This is a genomic window from Bradyrhizobium sp. USDA 4510 (assembly GCF_054059095.1).
Genome location: NZ_JBSSBT010000001.1, coordinates 15,682 through 30,245, shown reverse-complemented (window position 1 = coordinate 30,245; position 14,564 = coordinate 15,682). Strand labels below are relative to the sequence as shown.

Below are 14,564 nucleotides of genomic sequence, written 5' to 3'. Positions count from 1 at the left end.
CAGCCCATCACCGATCGCCATTCGAGCTGCGATAGGCCCTCGGCGTGAGGCCGGTCCAGCGGACGAACGCATGCGTGAAGGAAGAGACCTCGCTGTAGCCCAATAGCCATGCGATCTTGGAAATCGGCAGCTCCTCATCTTCGAGGTAATGGCGGGCAAGGGCAATTCGAAACGCCTTGAGAACGTCTGAGAAGTCCACCCCCTCCGACGACAATGCGCGAGCGAGAGTTCTCCGGCTCATGCCAAGACGACGCGCGACCGCCTCGGCATTGGCTTTGCCGTGCGGAAGCAACTGGGCGATGTGTCCTTCGACGCGTGACTGCACGCTGCTTCGTCTCGGTGCCCGGTTAAGAAGCGCTTCGTCGGCATATTGAAGCAACATCCTGTTGAGATGCAAATCGGCCCCCACGACAGGCAATGCGCCGATCCGGGACGGAAACAAAAGCTCGTCGCTGTCCGCTGCAAATTCGATCTCGCATCCAAGAAGAGATCGCACATCCGACGGCGTTTCTCGTCTGGAGTGCTTCAACTTGATTTGCTTTGGGACCAGCCTGCCGTCAGTCAGTGCGCGGCAAATACGGATCAGCGCAACCAGCCAGAATTCCGCATGGTGACGATCCGACGACCGATCGATGTTGACATATTCGAACCCGATGGCGAAGCCGCGATCCAGAGAGCTTCGCAACCGCACACCCTCGTTGTTGATCGCGCAGTAGCGTCCGCCGATTTGCAAGGCGTCAACGAGATGCTCCGATGAAGCCATGACGTAGTACAGAAGCCCGATCTCGCCCAGCTCGAAGCCTTGAGCCAGATGGAGTCCGAAGCAGTCGTCCTGCAATTCCCTTGCGGCGAGTTCGAGCAGCCTGACCTGCGCTCGTGCATCGATGCGGCGCTTGTGGTCCTCGACGTCGTCGATTTCCAGGCCTGCAGCCGACACGATCGGGGCCGGATCAACCTGCGCATCGCGCAGCCGGGCACATGCGAGACGCGCGATTCCCCCGGCAGAGCTCGGTATCGACGGCAAGGCGCTAGCAACGCGTGTGGCGGCTTTCATTCGGCACCGAACTGTGTTCGTGGCTCAACGTCGGGAGCTTCCGGGATTGTATTTTGACCTATGTCAAACGAGCTCATGGGTACGAGGCATCCGGTCTGACACCATCTCGCAATTTAACGACCCAGGATCACAAGACGCAACGGGCGCAAATCGTCTAGCCGATTGCTCCGCGGCCACTCCATTTCTGCCTTGAAACGACGGCAGTCAGCTTCCAATGGGCCCGCGCAGGGGCGAACGCGTCATGGGCTTGGTCAACCATGCAAATTCGCTGGGGCAGGCGATTGGCGCCGAAGCGAACAGCTGTATGAGCTAGGTCGTGGTTGGACAAACACCTGCCCAGCATAGCGGCATTCATCGTTCAATTCATTACACGATCATTGAAGGCGAGACCGCCGGCACCTGGCGTTACTCGTTCTCCATCGGCGATCGCAACTATTCGGGAACGGTTCAGGCGGTCCTGGGATTGCTGGCGGCACGCCGCGTGAGGATGAAGATCGATCGGATGTTAAGGCAAAACGCGTCAATTGATCATCAAGGCCGGCAGCGGGTGGAGAAAGAAGTCGAGACGCCCACTCCGCTCGTCCCACCGGCCGATCCCAAGGACTAAGCGCGGCTGTAGCCGCGCTAGCCCGGCCGGAGCAACGCCACCACGTCGCCCGCGCGCAGCGTCTGGCCGGGCTTCACCGGCACCGAGGCGATGCGGCCCGCCGCGGGTGCGTGCACGGAGATCTCCATCTTCATGGACTCGATGATGGCCAGCACGTCGCCGGCCGCGACCTTGGCGCCTTCCTCGACCAGCACCTTCCAGATGTTGCCGGGCACTTCGGAGAACGCGCCGATCTGACCGTCGGGAATCCCCGTCGCGGCGGCTGCCGCATCGATCGTTTCAGCCGGCGCCTCGTCGAGCTTCATCTCGCGCCAGCGCTGGCGCTCGGCGTCGAACGCAGCCTGCTGCGTTGCCTTGAACGTGGCGATTGACGGCTTGGCGTCGGCCAGTGTCCTGGCGTAGTCGGCGTAGGAGAACTCGCCCTCTTCGATCATGATGTCATACTGCCCGTGCGGGAACGCGGCGCGGGCGTCGAGCAGTTCATCGGCGTCGACCGGGAAGAAGCGGATCTTGTCGAAGAACCGCAGCAGCCAGGGATGGCCCGGCTCGAACACCCGCGTGGTGCGCCAGGTGTTCCAGACCTGGATGGTACGGCCGAACAGCTGGTAGCCGCCCGGCCCTTCCATGCCGTAGATGCACATATAGGCGCCGCCGATGCCGACCGCGTTCTCCGGCGTCCAGGTCCGCGCCGGGTTGTACTTCGTGGTCACCAGCCGATGCCGCGGGTCGAGCGGCGTCGCCACCGGCGCGCCGAGATAGACGTCGCCGAGGCCGAGCACGAAATAATCCGCGTCGAACACGATGCGGCGGACATCGTCCTCGCTCGCAAGTCCGTTGATGCGCCGGATGAACTCGACATTCGACGGACACCATGGCGCATCGGCGCGCACCAACTCCTGATATTTGCGCATCGCAAGCTCGGCCTCCGGATCGCGCCACGACAGCGGCAGATGCACGGTGCGGCTCGGCACCCGCATCGCGTCGACCGGCGGCAATTCGCGCTCGATCCGCCTGAGCACGTCGAGCAGCTTCGTTCGCGACAACGCGGTGCCGTCATAATGGATCTGCAGCGAGCGGATGCCGGGCGTCAGATCGATCAGGCCACTGAGCTTCGCCTCTTCCAGCGCCTGCGCCAGCACATGCACGCGCAGCCGCAGCGCGATGTCGAGCTCCATCGGGCCATACTCGACCAGCAAATTGTCGTCGCCGGCGCGGCGATAGACCACCGGAATCGGGCCGGCGTCATTCCGACCGACGATCGCCGATCCGAGCTCAGGCGCGCGCAGCACCGTGGGGCCGGCCACCGGATCGTCGCGTTTGACCGGCACGAAGCGGACGGTGTCGCCCGGCCGGAGCTGGCCGACCTTCCATAGCTCGTCGCGGGCGACCACGGCCGGACAGACGAAGCCGCCGAGGCTCGGTCCGTCGGGCCCGAGAATGATCGGCATGTCGCCGGTGAAGTCGATCGAGCCGACCGCATAGGCGTTGTCATGGATGTTCGACGGATGCAGCCCGGCCTCGCCGCCGTCGGCGCGCGCCCAGCGCGGCTTCGGCCCGATCAGCCGCACGCCGGTGCGGGCGCTGTTGAAATGCACCTCGTAGCTCGCCGCGAACAGCGTCTCGATATCCTCGTCGAGGAAGAAATCCGGCGCGCCGTGCGGGCCGTAGACGACGCCGATCTGCCACGCCGATGTGAGTTGCGGCCGCTCGTGTTCCGTGGCGCGCCGCGGCGCCGCAAGGCCCGATGGCTCGGCACCGATATGCAAGACGTCGCCGGCCTTCAGCGATCCCGTCGCATGGCCGCCGAAGGCGCCGAGCGCAAACACAGCACGCGATCCGAGAATTTCGGGCACGTCGATGCCGCCGCGCACGGCGAGGTAGGTGCGCTGCCCAGGGCCCTTGATGCTGCCGATCGCGAGCGTCTGGCCGGCGCGTACCGCGAGAGGCTCGTCATACGCGACATCGGCGCCGTCGAGCGATGCCTTCATCAGCGCGCCCGAGAGCGCGACGATCGCGTCGGTGTTGAAGCGCAAGGTCGGCCCGTTGACCGTCAGCTCCAGTGCGGTCGTCGTCTCCGGATTGCCGACCAGACGATTGGCGAGGCGAAACGACCGTTCGTCCATCGGGCCGCTCGGCGGCACGCCGACATGCCAGAGATGCAGCCGGCCGGGCAATTCCTGCACCCCGCTCTGCGCGCCCGGCGCGACAACGTCGATGGTGCCGGGGCGATAGCCGAATTCGCCAAGCACACTCGTCGCCACCTGCCCGCTGCGGAACACGTCGGACGCCGCAATCGCGCGCAAATAGTCGAGATTGGTCTCGATGCCGGCGACGACCGTATCGTCCAGCGCTTTCGAAAGCCGCGCGATCGCGGCCTCGCGCGTCTCGGCTGAAACGATGATCTTGGCCAGCATCGGATCGTAGAACGGCGACACCTCGGTGCCGGTCTCGATCCAGCCGTCGATCCGCGCATCCGGCGAAAAGCTGACCTGCGTCAGGCGGCCCGCGCTCGGGCGAAAGCCCGCGCCCGGATTCTCGGCATAGAGCCGCACCTCGATCGCAGCGCCCTTTGGCGTGAGCGCGCCCGCCTGGCCGAGCACGTCCTCGCCGGCCGCCTGCCGGATCATCCATTCGACGATGTCGACACCGGCGACCTGCTCGGTGACGGGATGCTCGACCTGCAGGCGGGTGTTCACCTCGAGGAAATAGAAATCGTCGCGCTCAACGTCGTAGATGAACTCCACCGTGCCGGCGGACTCGTACGACACGGTCTTGCCGAGCGACACCGCGGCCGCGTGCAGCCGCCGGCGGATGTCGGCGGACAGCCCCGGTGCGGGCGTCTCCTCAAAGACCTTCTGGTTGCGCCGCTGCAGCGAGCAATCGCGCTCGCCGAGCGCGACCACGCCGCCCTTGCCATTGCCGAAGATCTGCACCTCGATATGCCGCGCGCGCGCAACGAACCGCTCGAGATAGACCCGGGCGTCGCCGAAGCTTGCCCGCGCCGTCCGCTGCACCGATTCGAAGCGTTCGCGCAGCGTCGCCATGTCGTGGCACAGCTGCATCCCGATGCCGCCGCCGCCCGCCGTGCTCTTCAGCATCACCGGGAAGCCGATCGTTTCGGCCTGCTGCACCGCCTCGTCGATGGTCTCCAGCAGGCCCGAGCCCGGCAGCAGCGGCACGCCGCTGCGCTCGGCGATCTCCCGCGCCTTGTGCTTGAGACCGAAGGCGTCGAGATGCTCAGGCCGCGGCCCGATGAATTTGATGCCGTGCCCGGCGAGCCGCTCGGCAAAGCGGCGGTTCTCCGACAGGAAGCCGTAGCCGGGATGCACCGCCTGCGCGCCGGTGGCAAGGCACGCCGCCATGATCGCATCGACATTGAGGTAGCTCTCCGCGGCGGGCGCAGGACCGATCCGCACCGCCTCGTCGGCGTCGAGCACCGGCCGGGTGAAACGGTCGGCGTCGGAATAGACCGCGACCGAAGAGATGCCCATGCGGCGCAATGTTCTGCCGATCCGCCCGGCGATCTCGCCGCGGTTGGCAATCAGGACCTTGCTGAACATGCCTCACGCCTCCGGCTCGAAGATCGTCACCTGAACCGGCGTCGGAAAGAATCCGTTGCAGGGGTTGTTGATCTGCGGACAGTTCGAGATCAGGCACAGCACGTCCATCTCGGCGACCAGCTCGATGGCGTCGCCCGGCTTGGAGACGCCATCGACCACGGTGAAATTGCCGGCGGGATCGATCGGCACGTTCATGAAGAAGTTGAGATTCGGCACGATGTCGCGCTTCGACATGCCGTATTTCGCGGCCTCGATCACGAAATTCTCGCGGCAGGCGTGCTGATAGCGGGTCTGGTGCCCGAACCGCACGGTGTTGCTTTCGCACGAGCAGGCGCCCGCCGAGGTGTCGTGCAGGCCGCAGCTGTCGGCCGTCACACGCAGCATCACGCGGCCTTCGTTGGACATGATCGTGGTGCCCAGCCCGACATAGGCCGAGCCCTGCGCGCGCAGCGTATCCTGGCCGCTGTAGCGCTCGCCGAAATCACTGGCGCAATAGAACAGCGTGTCGACCGCCTGCTGGCCATGGCTATCGGTGATCCGCAGCGTCTGCCCCTTGCGGATGATCGCCGACCACGGCTTGCGCGCGGGAATTTCGACATCGAGAACGATGCGGCCGGCGGTGCGAACAGGTTGCATGGTCATCGCACGGCTCCTTCCAGGGCTTCGCCGAGATACAGCGCATTGTTCTGATAGGCGCGGGCCGCTTCCGCGGTCGCAGTCCGGCACAGATCGTCGGCCGCCGGCGCGGCCGCGCGGTAGCGCACGATCTCCACGCTCGCCTGCGGATAGGTTTTGGCGGGATCGAGCGGATGCGGGCAGTTCGACAGCGCGACCAGAAGCTCCATCTCCGCGCGCAGATCGACGAAATCGCCCTGCTGCCGCCGCTGCTCCGACCAGACAAACTTGCCGTCGGCGTCGATCGCGACCGGTGCGAAGAAGCTGACGCAGGGATGCACGTCGCGGCGATCAAGGCCAAGCTTGGCTGCGGCGAGAATGAAATTGTCGCGCGTGTTGCGGAAATTCCCGTCGCCGTATTTGGCCACGTTGGTCGCCGCGGTCGAGCCGCCGACCACGGCATCATGTGCGGCGCTGCTGTCCTCGGTGATCCCGAGCAGCGCGCGCCCCATGTCGGACAGCAGCACCCGCCCCTTCTGCAACCGCGCCGCCCACTGCACCTTGATGGTGTCGGCGTGGTTGAGCCGTTCGGTGGTGTCGGCACTGTTCCAGGCGAGCAGGCTGACGGTCGACGTCCCCGACGTGTTGACGATGCGCAGCGTGTCACCGCGATTCAGCCGCGTAGTCCAGTACCAGCCGGATGGGATCGTCTCGCGGTGAATGACAGTGTCGGCATCGATCGACGCGGCGTCGCGCGCGGTCGGCGCCGGCAGTGCCCGCGGCGCGTGCTCCTGCCCCGCCGCCTTCAGCTCGTTATACCGCCGGGTATGCGCCGCGATCTCGGCCTTTTGTTCCTCTGACAGGATCATGGTTGCTCCTTCAAGACGAGAGCGCCGGGCCGTCCCGGCTGATGCTCCTTGCCTGACCGGGTCGTCCCGGTCGGAGCTGGTTGAACTGACGTCCGCAACTCCGCACTGCGGCGCGGGAAGATCTCGAGGTCGCGCGACACCGTGGCGCCGTAGCGCTCGCGCTCCTCGGGGCGGTTGCGCTGCCGCTCCAGCGCGATCACCCGCGTCGCAAGTCCGAAGGCCTCGCTGAGGTCATGCGTCACCATCACGACGGTGAGATGGGTCTCGTTCCAGAGCCGCTTCATCAGGAGGTGAATGTCGGCACGAATACCCGGATCGAGCGCACCGAACGGCTCGTCGAGCAGCAGGATCTTCGGGCCGCGCATGATCGCCTGTGCCAGCGCGAGCCGCTGCTGCATGCCGCCCGACAGCGCCGACGGATATTTGCTCTCCTGGCCGGCGAGCCCGACCTCGGCGAGCAGCTTCATCGCTTCGTCGGCGGCGGCGCGGCGCGCGGCGCCGAACAGCCGGCCGGTGAATTTGGCGTCGCGCAGTTCGCGCCCGAGCATGACGTTCTGCAAAACCGTCAGATGCGGAAACACCGAGTAGCGCTGGAACACCACGCCGCGGTCAGCGTCCGGCTCGCCAGGCAACGGCTTGCCGTCGACCAGGATCTGGCCGCGGGTCGGCTGCTCCTCGCCGAGCAGCATACGCAGCAGCGTGGTCTTGCCGCAGCCGGACGGGCCGACCAGCGCAATGAAGGCGCGCGGCTCGACCTCCATCGTGATGCGCTCGAGCACGATGTGGTCGCCATATTCCTTCCAGACGTCGTCGAAGCGGATCGCGCTCATTCCGCCCTCACCGAGGCAAACCAGGGAAACAGTTTTCGCTGCGTGACGCGCAGGCCGACATCGATCAGGAACGCCAGCAGCGTGATCCAGGCGACGTAGGGAATGATGACGTCCATCGCGAGATAGCGGCGCACCAGGAAGATCCGGTAGCCGAGCCCGGAATCGGAGGCGATCGCCTCCGCCGCGATCAGGAACAGCCACGCCGGCCCGAGCTGCAGGCGCAGCACGTCGATCAGCCGCGGCAGGGTTTGCGGCATCGCGACGCGCAGCGCGATCTGCCAAGTCGAGGCGCCGAGCGTCTGTGCCTTGACGATCTGCTCGCGCGGCAGCTCCTGCACCTTCATGGCGAGATCGCGGATCATGCAAGGCAGCGTCCCGATCAGGATCAGCGCAATCTTGGAATTCTCCCCGAGCCCCATCACGATGAACAGGATCGGCAACAGCGCCAGCGGCGGCACCATCGAGGTCACCGATACGAACGGCCCGAGCAGGGCGTTGGCGCCCGGCAACAGCCCGATCACGATCCCGAGCACCAGCGCAGCCGCCGTCGAGATCGCCAGCGCCGAGCCCAGTCGCCCCAGGCTGGCGACGGTGTCGGAGGCCATCAGATAGCCGCCGGTGCGCGGGTCGACCTCGAACGCCATCTGCTTGACGGCCTGCACCATGCTCGGCAGCGCCGGCAGCAGCTTGTCGTTCGGGTTCTGCGCGAGCCGCGCGCTGGAGCCGGCGAAGTAGGCGATTGCGACCAATACGAACGGCAGCGCGAGCAGATAGAATCGCGTCTGCCGTCCCGGCCGTATGTTCACAAGTCGCATGGGCAGCTCCTGCTTGGGGCGACGCGCTGCGCGTCAGAGCTTGGCGTCAGAGCTTGCCCTTGGCGGCCTCGTCCATGTAGGTCGGGTCGAAGCGCAGCTTGACGTTCGACTTGTCGCCCAGCACCGATTTGTCGGCGAGCTCGATGCCGACGGCGTCGGCCGACTTCGCGCCCTTGCCGAGCAGGTCCTTCTCGAACAGGAACTTGCGCACGCGATCCATGGTCGCGCCGACGGTCTGGCTGCGCGTGAAGGCTTCGGCGTCGGTTGCCTTGTCGAACAGTTTTGTGGTCGAGAGCTGGCTGTCGAAGCCGGCGAGGTCGGTGCCGGAGGCCTTGGCCATCGCCTCCTTGGCGGCCTTCGCCGCGGCATCGTTCGCCGTCATTTTCGACAGCGTCTCGTACCAAATGCCGACCAGCGCCTTGGCGAAGTCCGGATTGTCCTTGGCGACTGCGGTGTTCACCACCATCAGGTCCATGATCTCGCCGGGGATTTGCGAGGAATCGAACACCTTCTTCGCATCGGGCGAGCCGAGGATTTCGGTTACGATCGGATTCCAGGTCACCACCGCACTGACGTCAGGCGTCTTGTAGGCGGCGGCGATATCGGCGTCGGAGGTGTTGATGACCTTGACGTCCTTCTCGCTCAGCTTGCTGGTCTCGAGCGCGCGCGCCAGCAGATAATGCGACACCGAGAACTCGACCAGGTTGACGGTCTGGCCCTTGATCGCGGCGAGATCAGACTTGTTCTTCAGGATCACCGCGTCGTTGCCGTTGGAGAAATCGCCCATCACGACCGCGGTGGTGTCGACGCCGCCGGCTGCCGGAATCGACAGTGCGTCCATGTTGGTGATGGTGACGGCGTCATAGCCGCCGGCGGTGTACTGGTTGATCGATTCGACGTAGTCGTTGAACTGCTTGACCTCGATCGCGATGCCGTATTTGTCGGCCCATTTCTTGACGATGCCGGTGTCGGCCGCATAGCCCCACGGCATCCATCCGACATAGATCGACCAGGCGACCTTGAAGCTTTTCTTCGGCGCGGCGTCGGCCGCAGGCGCAGCCGCCAGCACGACCGCGCAGCCGATGACAACAGAGCGAAGGAAGAAAACGAATTTGTTCATTGCCGATCCCTCTTGCGAAATTTCACAAAAAGGGACTGGCGAAAAGACCATCGCTCCGCCAATCCCTTGGCTGACGAGGTCTCCCGGGCTTTTATCCCGCCGTGCACCTGCGGGGATGTCTCCCCCGCAAGCGGCTGCTCTCGGACCAGCACCTTGCTTCGCAAGATCGGAACCCTAGCGGCCAACTCGACGCCATTGATGCACGAGGCGTGCCAGCGGGCCGGCAATTGAATCTCATGAGATTTTTCCGCGCGCGCGGCGCGGCCACGACAGTGTCTTGCTTAAAGATTGCGCAGATCTGCTCAGAATTGGCTCTGTCCTTTCGCCACCGGCATCAGCAGGATCGCACGATGGCTGATGTCGAGGGAGTTCGATGCGCAAGCTTCTGAGCGTTCTGTGCGCCGGCCTCTGGCGCGGATTGCACGGCCGGTTCGGCCTGGTGCCGAATTCCGAACTAAAAGACTGATCGCAAGATCGATCGGGATAGGGGGAGTCTCGCGACTCTCCCACCGGGTCACCGGAGGCGGTCGCCCGCCCCCGGTTCCCACAGAACGTGGCGTGCGGATTTCCCGCACCGACGCTCTTCGACAGTTGGTTCACAGCACTGCAAGCGCTTGCAGCTCCCGATAAGGGAGGCGCAGCTTAGGCTTCAGCAACGGTGTCCGTTCTTTGATTTGGTTGAAGGCGTCCCAAGTGAGGCGTCGGCCTGCCCAGCTGCGGCTGCGCAGCATTCCGCGCCAGTAACGCTCCACGGCCCGATAGACTTTTACGAGGCTCCGGAGATTTCCGGCGACGCCGTAATAGCCATAGTGGCCGCGCAGGACGAGGTTGATTTCATCGGCCTGGTCACTGATCTTGTAATGCCGTATTTGCCGCATCAGCTCCTGCAGAGACATAAGGCTGCGCTTTAGCCGAGATTTCTCGGTGCGCATCCCAACCTTGAAGTTGCCTTTTTGGTTTCGCGTGCAATAGAGCGTCAGCCCCAGAAAGTAGATTGTTTCCGGGCGGTTTCTGCCGCGTTTGCCCGCATGTCTTTGCGCGAACCGACCAAACTCGACCAACTTGGTCTTGGTCGGCTCTAGAGTGAGGCCGAACTTCCCCAACCGAAGACGCAAGGCCTCCTGTACGCGGGTGGCGTCCGATCGATATTGGAAGCAGATCACAAAGTCGTCGATATAGCGCACCAGTCGGGCTTCGCCCCGCAACCGACCCTTCACCACGCGTTCGAACCAGAGGTCGAGAACGTAATGAAGGTAGAGGTTGCTCAAAAGCACACTGATCGATCCGCCTTGTGGCGTTCCTTGTTCGCTCGGGTGCACCGCTCCGTCTTCCAGGATGCCCGCTTTCAACCAGCGCCGGATCAAGCTGATCAGGCGCGGATCACCGACTCGATGTTCGACAAACCGGAGGACCCGATCATGATCGAGACTCCCGAAGAAGTTCTTCAAATCCGCCTCCAACACCCAGCTGATCATGCCGCCGGCGATCACCTCATTGAGGGTCGCCAAGGCATGATGGGCGCTGAGCTTCGGCCTGCCGCCGAACGAGCAGGGTAAGAAGTCCTGCTCGTAAATAGCGGCCAGCACCTCAGCCGTGCTGCGCTGGAGCGCCCGGTCGGCGACAGTTGGAACCCCGAGGGGGCGCTTCTCCGTCTTACCGGGCTTGGGGATATAGACCCGCCGAATGTTCGGCGCCCGATATCCCTGGCGATGGATGGATTGGAGCATTGGCCCTATCCAGTCCTCGAAGCTCTCCTTCGCCGCCTCCACCGTCTGTCCGTCCACCCCGGCGGCGGAGCGCTTCGGAATCTGTAATAGATTCTTTTGCACTCGGTCGCGCGTGATGTGATGGGCCAACGAGGTGAAGCGAAGATTTGTCTCGCGCCGAGCTTTCACTGCTATTTGTTCAAGTTTCGTTTCCATGGTCAGCTGATCTTCTCTTTGCATAGAAGGCCGTAACTCCCGTTGAATGGAGCCCATGTCGCCCAAGAACAATTCAACTACCGCTGACCGCTTCCCCATGTGGCCGGCTCTCCCGTCCTCGGAGTACTATCGGTCAGTCTGACTTCCACCCGGTCGTCAGACCCTTCTCACCTCAGCGGCTTGGCAGGTCTTACAAGCTTGCGCTTGAACCGGATGGATCTCCCTTGTTCACGCTGCTTCCTTTGATTGCATGCTGGCGGTACGAACCCCGGGAGCACCTCTGACCGCTCGCGTTGTCGCGGCCTGCGGTTCCGCCTTCCCCTTTGAGAGACAGGGTCGGCTACTCCGATCACGTTCGATTTCGGGGCTATTTTCCCGTTCACTTCATTCCGGCCTACAACCTCCCTGTCTACGCTTCGCAACGGCCGTTACCGGACGCCACGCAAGACTCGGTTCGCGGCTGCTCGCTAGGCTTTGCCGCGGCCGTCATCTCAGACGGCAGACTTCAACGCGCTTGCAAGGCGCAACTCCCACACCACCGTACATACGGGTCCGTATACGGCGGTTCACCGGATTAAGCGCGAACGGTTTGTTTTGCGTCCGCGCCAGAGGCTCAGATAGTGGTCTCCGTCGTGTCGGCTTCGGCCCCTTTGAGCGGCGCCGTCCGGGCTTCACCCTTTCCCGCCGCTCCAAAGGCCAGTGACCTGGATTTCAGCCGCATGGCCGGCTCGAGGCTTCCACATCCAAACGTCTTTCCAGCGTTCGGGCCTTCAGCGAAACTCGTTCCGCCTACTATGCCGTCTGCTGACTTCTCCGTCGCGATCACGGACCTTGCGGCCCGCTCAGTCCGGTCGCCCGGACACGCCGAAGATCTCCCGAGGTAAGTTCGACCGCCTTCCCTGCACGCCCGCCGGATTTACCACCCCAACCCTTGATGACTGTGGACTTTGCGATCATTGGCTCGCTCGTCCGGTTGGGTAGGCCTCGTTATCCGGTTTTTGTCCATCGGGCCGCAGGTTTGCTCCACGCTTCCTTCAGACCCCACCTCGCGATGACGCCCTTGCGCTTCGCTAACCCTTCGCCGCCATCAGGCTGGGTAAAGGACTTCCACCTCCAAGCTGTCGAACATGCTCGGCACACCAAAAAAAGAGCCCCGCTCTGCAGCGGGGCTCCTGCACAGAGATCCTATTTCCGATCGGAGTTTTGCGCCGGCGTCTGCGGGCTCTGGCCTGAGCCTGACGACGGCGGGTTGTTATTCTGGTTGGGCTGGCTGGACTGCGTGTCCCGGCCGGCATTTGACTGATTGCCGCTACCCTGACCGACGGTCGACTGGTTCTGCGGTGCAGCCTGGCCCGTCGTATTCTGCTGCGGGGCCTGCTGCTGAGCGGACGGCTGATTTCCGCTCTGGCCGGTTGTCGACTGGTTCTGCGGCGAGTTCGCCTGACCCGTGGTCTGCCCGGTCGTGTTCTGCTGGGCAGGCTGCTGAGTGCCGGTCTGGCCGGTCGACTGGTTCTGCGGCGCGTTGGTCTGACCGGTCGTCTGTCCAGTCGTGTTCTGCTGGGTGCGGCTCTGGCCGACCGTCGACGATGCGCCCGCGCCCTGACCGATCCGATCGGACAGGCCGAGTGCGGTCACCGTGCGCGTGTCGACGCTGCCGCTGGTCGTGATGCCCTCCTGACGCTGGAAGGTGATCAGCGCCTCGCGGGTCCGCGATCCCAATACACCGTCAGCCTCGCCGACCAGCAGGCCGCGGTCGATCAGCACCTGCTGCACCTCGCGGATCTGCTGCGGGTTCAGGTCCATCATCGCAACGCTACCGCCACCACCGCCACCGCCACCGCCGCGATGGCTGAAGCGCGTCCGCGGTCCGACCGGGACGACGTCGACGACACGGCGCTCGCGATCGAGAAACACGACTTCATCCTCGACGACGAAGAAGCTGTCGTCGCGATAATACGGGAACGCATCGATCAGCGCCGGGAAGGCGGCAACCGACACCGCGTTGAACCTCCGCGGCACCACCACGCCCGGATTGACCGCGAAGTTGATCGTACTGACATTGACACGCGGTGCGTTACGCGCCGACAGCACCGAGCGCTGGATCGTGCTCTGCTGCTGCGCGGTCACGGTGCGCCCGGCCTCGGTCTGGACCGTGGCGTTCGACTGCGCCTGGGTCTGAGCGGTTGTCCCGGCTTGTCCCTGAGCCTGACCGGTGGTCTGTCCGGAGTTCATCCGGTTTTGCGTCGTACCGGACTGCGGAGCGGCCGCGCCCGTGGTCTGGCCGGCTCGCGTATTCGGGGCTGCCGTTGTGCCCTGGCCGGTGGTCGTGTTCGCGCCCTTTGCCTGGCCCGTGGTCGTGCTCTGGCCGGTCGTCATGCCCGGCTTGCCTTGAGTCTTGCCTTGAGCCTTGTCCTGAGCCGTCCCCTGGCCGGTCGTGGTGCCCTGGCCGCGGTTCGCGGTGTTGGCGCGATTCTCCTGCTGCTGGCTTTGCCGCGTCGTGGCGCTGCCGCGTTCGCGGGATTCAGATCGCCCCATCTGCTCGCGCTGGTCTCGGCCCTGGCCGACGGTCTGCTCTTGCTTGCTCTGGCTGCGCTGACCCTGCTCGGCGCGGCCGCTCTCGCGGGCCTGGCCGGTGGTCTGGCTGCGCTCGGCGGCACCGCGGCCCATCTGTCCTTCAGCCCTGCCGGTTTCTCGTGCGCCGCCCTGGCCGCGACCGACCGTCATGCCTTCGCTTCGCGATGCCCCGGGACTGCCATGCATTGCGCCGCCGGAACTGCCGGCCGACGAGCCTGCGGAGCGGCCGTGTTCACCACCGCCGCCACCGCCCGCACCGACGCTTCCGCCGCCGCCCGGGCCGCCACCACCCATGCCGCCCCCGCCACCCTCGCGCATGCCCTGCGCCGATGCGAGGCTGACGCCTGCCAACAGCACGGCCGTCGTCAGCAGAAATTTGCTCTTCATCATCTTGCTCTGCATTACCGATTCCTCCTGCAGTTTGGCGGCTATCCGGATCGCGAAGCTGGCGCCGATGGCTGGCACGCTCCGCGCCGGGGCCGCGTTCCAACAAAGCCGGCGAGCGACGCGACGCAACGGCACGCGCGTCTCGCCGGTGAACTCTGAGAAAACAGCGGCGCCGCCCGCACCGTTCCTAGACACCGCCGCGACGCGACAT

General features: G+C 64.7%; 10 protein-coding genes and 1 riboswitch. Of the genes, 1 reads left to right on the top strand and 9 read right to left on the bottom strand.

The window, feature by feature from the left end:
• Positions 1–7 precede the first annotated feature (7 nt).
• The gene (locus ACVMDN_RS00135; protein ID WP_246786772.1) at positions 8–1,054 is read right to left on the bottom strand and encodes an AraC family transcriptional regulator; all 1,047 of its coding nucleotides are present in this window, start codon (positions 1,052–1,054) and stop codon (positions 8–10) included.
• A 316-nt stretch (positions 1,055–1,370) separates the two neighbouring features.
• Between ACVMDN_RS00135 and ACVMDN_RS00130 the strand changes: the two genes are divergently transcribed.
• Positions 1,371–1,661, top strand: a complete 291-nt coding sequence (locus tag ACVMDN_RS00130) for a hypothetical protein (RefSeq protein ID WP_076827661.1) — start codon at positions 1,371–1,373, stop codon at positions 1,659–1,661.
• A gap of 17 nt (positions 1,662–1,678) precedes the next feature.
• On the opposite strand, the gene uca is transcribed toward ACVMDN_RS00130, so the two are convergent.
• The 8 genes from uca to ACVMDN_RS00090 form a co-directional block, all read right to left on the bottom strand.
• Entirely contained in the window at positions 1,679–5,221 is a 3,543-nt protein-coding gene (gene uca, locus ACVMDN_RS00125) for an urea carboxylase (protein WP_141339591.1), read from the bottom strand.
• Positions 5,222–5,224: 3 nt separating this feature from the next.
• Positions 5,225–5,863 carry an urea amidolyase associated protein UAAP2 gene (locus tag ACVMDN_RS00120; RefSeq protein ID WP_141339589.1) on the bottom strand — a complete coding sequence of 213 codons (639 nt, stop codon included), beginning with the start codon at positions 5,861–5,863 and terminating at the stop codon, positions 5,225–5,227.
• The gene (locus ACVMDN_RS00115; protein WP_076827665.1) at positions 5,860–6,705 is read right to left on the bottom strand and encodes an urea amidolyase associated protein UAAP1; all 846 of its coding nucleotides are present in this window, start codon (positions 6,703–6,705) and stop codon (positions 5,860–5,862) included. Before ACVMDN_RS00115 ends, ACVMDN_RS00120 begins: the two co-directional genes overlap by 4 nt.
• Positions 6,702–7,535 (bottom strand): ABC transporter ATP-binding protein, encoded by an 834-nt coding sequence (locus ACVMDN_RS00110; RefSeq protein WP_057017920.1) that lies wholly within the window; start codon positions 7,533–7,535, stop codon positions 6,702–6,704. Before ACVMDN_RS00110 ends, ACVMDN_RS00115 begins: the two co-directional genes overlap by 4 nt.
• On the bottom strand, positions 7,532–8,350 hold the full coding sequence (locus ACVMDN_RS00105; protein ID WP_456835788.1) for an ABC transporter permease: 819 nt from the start codon (positions 8,348–8,350) through the stop codon (positions 7,532–7,534). Before ACVMDN_RS00105 ends, ACVMDN_RS00110 begins: the two co-directional genes overlap by 4 nt.
• Positions 8,351–8,396: 46 nt before the next feature.
• A complete protein-coding gene (locus tag ACVMDN_RS00100) occupies positions 8,397–9,470 on the bottom strand; it encodes a putative urea ABC transporter substrate-binding protein (protein WP_057017922.1) in 1,074 nt (357 codons plus the stop codon).
• 78 nt (positions 9,471–9,548) lie between these two features.
• A riboswitch (guanidine-I (ykkC/yxkD leader) is annotated at positions 9,549–9,659 on the bottom strand.
• A 407-nt stretch (positions 9,660–10,066) separates the two neighbouring features.
• Positions 10,067–11,449 carry a group II intron reverse transcriptase/maturase gene (ltrA, locus tag ACVMDN_RS00095; RefSeq protein WP_456835857.1) on the bottom strand — a complete coding sequence of 461 codons (1,383 nt, stop codon included), beginning with the start codon at positions 11,447–11,449 and terminating at the stop codon, positions 10,067–10,069.
• Positions 11,450–12,577: 1,128 nt separating this feature from the next.
• The gene (locus ACVMDN_RS00090; RefSeq protein ID WP_246786771.1) at positions 12,578–14,368 is read right to left on the bottom strand and encodes a peptidoglycan-binding protein; all 1,791 of its coding nucleotides are present in this window, start codon (positions 14,366–14,368) and stop codon (positions 12,578–12,580) included.
• Between the last annotated feature and the right edge of the window lie 196 nt (positions 14,369–14,564).

Excerpts from the sequence above, each read along its gene's own strand:
- ACVMDN_RS00100 (WP_057017922.1), bottom strand. The coding sequence starts at position 9,470 with ATGAACAAATTCGTTTTCTTCCTTCGCTCTGTTGTCATCGGCTGCGCG.
- ACVMDN_RS00110 (WP_057017920.1), bottom strand. The coding sequence starts at position 7,535 with ATGAGCGCGATCCGCTTCGACGACGTCTGGAAGGAATATGGCGACCAC.
- ACVMDN_RS00105 (WP_456835788.1), bottom strand. The coding sequence starts at position 8,350 with ATGCGACTTGTGAACATACGGCCGGGACGGCAGACGCGATTCTATCTG.
- ACVMDN_RS00115 (WP_076827665.1), bottom strand. The coding sequence starts at position 6,705 with ATGATCCTGTCAGAGGAACAAAAGGCCGAGATCGCGGCGCATACCCGG.
- uca (WP_141339591.1), bottom strand. The coding sequence starts at position 5,221 with ATGTTCAGCAAGGTCCTGATTGCCAACCGCGGCGAGATCGCCGGGCGG.
- ACVMDN_RS00135 (WP_246786772.1), bottom strand. The coding sequence starts at position 1,054 with ATGAAAGCCGCCACACGCGTTGCTAGCGCCTTGCCGTCGATACCGAGC.
- ACVMDN_RS00120 (WP_141339589.1), bottom strand. The coding sequence starts at position 5,863 with ATGACCATGCAACCTGTTCGCACCGCCGGCCGCATCGTTCTCGATGTC.
- ltrA (WP_456835857.1), bottom strand. The coding sequence starts at position 11,449 with ATGGGCTCCATTCAACGGGAGTTACGGCCTTCTATGCAAAGAGAAGAT.
- ACVMDN_RS00090 (WP_246786771.1), bottom strand. The coding sequence starts at position 14,368 with ATGCAGAGCAAGATGATGAAGAGCAAATTTCTGCTGACGACGGCCGTG.